Raw genomic sequence first — 2,583 nt, 5'->3', positions numbered from 1 at the left:
ATTTGGATATGAAAAGATGTTAGAGAAAGTAAAACCTAATGCAGATGTCATCATTGATGGTAGTTTGCCCAAAGATGAAATTATTAGGGGAATTATTGAAAAGATAAAGACATGTGAAAGTAAAAAGAGCATCACCTAACATAAGATTCACGCTGCGGCTACGCCTTGGTCAGCAGAGGAAATTCAATGATGTATTTGCTGTCTGACAACTTGCATTCGCAAATTCGTGAATCAAGAAACGTTACAAGCCATTGTAATCCGAAGGTTTTTGATAGCGTGAGCATTCACAACGTCCTTGTTGTTCGAAGAAAACCGATTAACAATAAAATTCATTACACAAAAGATTTTCCTCACCATAGTTAGACTCTGAATGAAAAGGGTTACTTTGCTACCTCACATCATGATCAAAAAAAATTGGAAAAGCACTTTACAACAAACACCTTGATAAAGACAATGATGTTGCAAGTGTTGCAACACTTAGTTAAACCTTCATTAAAGAATGGCTATGTTAAATTTCATTGTTGATCATTAACTCGGTATATTCCAAATATTCACAACCTTATCTTGCTTGTTTCCGTAACTTAAAATGTAAGGAATAAGAAAACTACATCGAAGGAGGAGTTATTATTAATTATTTATACTTATTAGGTTTCTTCATTCTTGTTCTCATTACTGTTGTGATATTTACTATTTTTTGTTTCGTACTATTTGTTTTCTTTATCAAAAAGAAGCCATTTCCCAAAAAACTGTTAATTGCATCTTTGATAGGAATTGGTATGATTTCTACACAAGTGATATACAATACATACTTTTTTAAAATCGATAACCTTGAAGGTGAATTTTATAAAGGACCTGTGAACTCCCCAACAGACAAATACACTGCTAATGCTTACTATAAGACTTATGGAGGTGCCGCTGGCGGAGTTAATTTATGGGTAGAAATAACTTATCATGATGATAATAAAACAAAGACTGTTTATCATAGTGATGCGAAAAGTAACTTTTCTATGGAATGGAAAAATGAGAATACTCTATACATTGTAAATAAAGAACCAGGGTATCCAAGCTCAAACAGAAGTGTTAAATTGAACGTTGAAAAAGAGATTCATTTCGATGGTGGATTAGTTTGGAGGATAATCAACAATCAACATTAACAGAGCCTAAAGAATAAGACATTTGTTTAAGTTCATAAGAACGAAACCATCATAAATGGCGGGATAAAACATTAGATTTCTGAACATAAAAAGGATTGTTGAAGGTCGACGTCCTGTCTTCATTCGAGGAAGTCGGATTACAACAGCGTATAACACAGTATTCACGCGTCGGCTCCGCCTTGGTCACTATGATGCTTTTGGCAGAGTAGTAGATTCATGTGACAACTTGCTACGCAAGTTCGTGAATACCTGAACGTTATACGCCATTGTAATCCTAACTGTATTGGTAGCATGTGCGTCCACAACGTCCTTGTTGTTTGAAGTAAACCCAATTACAATATGAATAATTACTCTAATGACTTTCCTCACCTTAGTTAGACTCTGAATGCAAAGGGTCACTTTGCAACCACGCATATATAATCAAAAACTCTCGAAAATCACTTTGCAACTGTAAATCGAATAAAGAAAATGATTCTTGAAACACTTGAAACACTTGAAACACTTGAAACACTTGAAACACTTGAAACACTTGAAACACTTGAAACACTTGAAAAGAATTTTAAGTACAATTTAAAGCTGTTTAAGAACACTTGAAAACAAATTTTATAATCAAGAAACTGATTAGTTGAAGGTCGACGTCCTGTCTTCATTCGAGGAGTTCGGATTACAACAGCGTATAACACCGTATTCAAGCTGCGGCTACGCCTTGGTCACTTTGATGCTATTGGCAGAAGAAGCAGATTCAGCGACAACTTGCTGCGCAAGTTCGTGAATACCTGAACGTTATGAGAAATTCGAGCACTGCAATAAAATATATAAAACCAATAGAAACGAACACATTAAGCCCATTAATAAAAGATGGAAGGTGTATCCAATCATTGCACAAGCTGTTATCATACAAAACGACAACCTTTTGATGGTTAGACAATATGTTTAAAGAGGAGCTATCGTATGGAATTTTCCCGGAGGGGGAATTGAAATGAATGAAACCCCTGAAATGGCTTGTATAAGAGAAGTTAAAGAAGAAACGGGAATTGAAGTAAAAGGATTATATTTAATAGATGAACAGAATAAAAAATACACATATCTAATAACTGAGTTTGAAGGGCAAATAAAACTAGATAAAAACAATAAAGATAATGAAGACATTATTGAAGTTCAATGGATTTCACAAAAGGGTATTAAAAATCTTGATAGTTACACAAAACCAATAATGGATATTGTAAGTAAAATCATAGAAGGCCCGAACATCTCATAACACAGTATTCACGCGGCGGGCATACGCCCTTGGTCACTGTGAAGCCTCTGACAGAGAAGTAGATTCAAGTGACAACTTCCTACGGAAGTTCGTGAATACCTGAACGTTATGCGAAAGGATTGGAACAGTACATATTTAAAAACTAACATTGGCTTAAAAGCTATAAGACAT

The 2,583-nt window shown here is 34.7% G+C and carries 2 protein-coding genes; both read left to right on the top strand.

Features of this window, described 5'->3' with window-relative positions:
- Nucleotides 1-677: 677 nt before the first annotated feature.
- The gene (locus AC1TO5_RS21115; protein WP_482064811.1) at nt 678-1,154 is read left to right on the top strand and encodes a DUF5412 family protein; all 477 of its coding nucleotides are present in this window, start codon (nt 678-680) and stop codon (nt 1,152-1,154) included.
- Between the two features lie 946 nt (nt 1,155-2,100).
- Nucleotides 2,101-2,412, top strand: coding sequence for an NUDIX hydrolase (locus tag AC1TO5_RS21110; RefSeq protein WP_482064812.1), 312 nt, complete (start codon nt 2,101-2,103; stop codon nt 2,410-2,412).
- The last annotated feature ends 171 nt before the right edge of the window (nt 2,413-2,583 follow it).

The sequence above is a fragment of the Paenibacillus sp. Y930 genome, assembly GCF_056786375.1.
The sequence above is the reverse complement of the archived record's forward strand: the minus strand, read 5'-3'. Positions and strand labels throughout refer to the sequence as shown.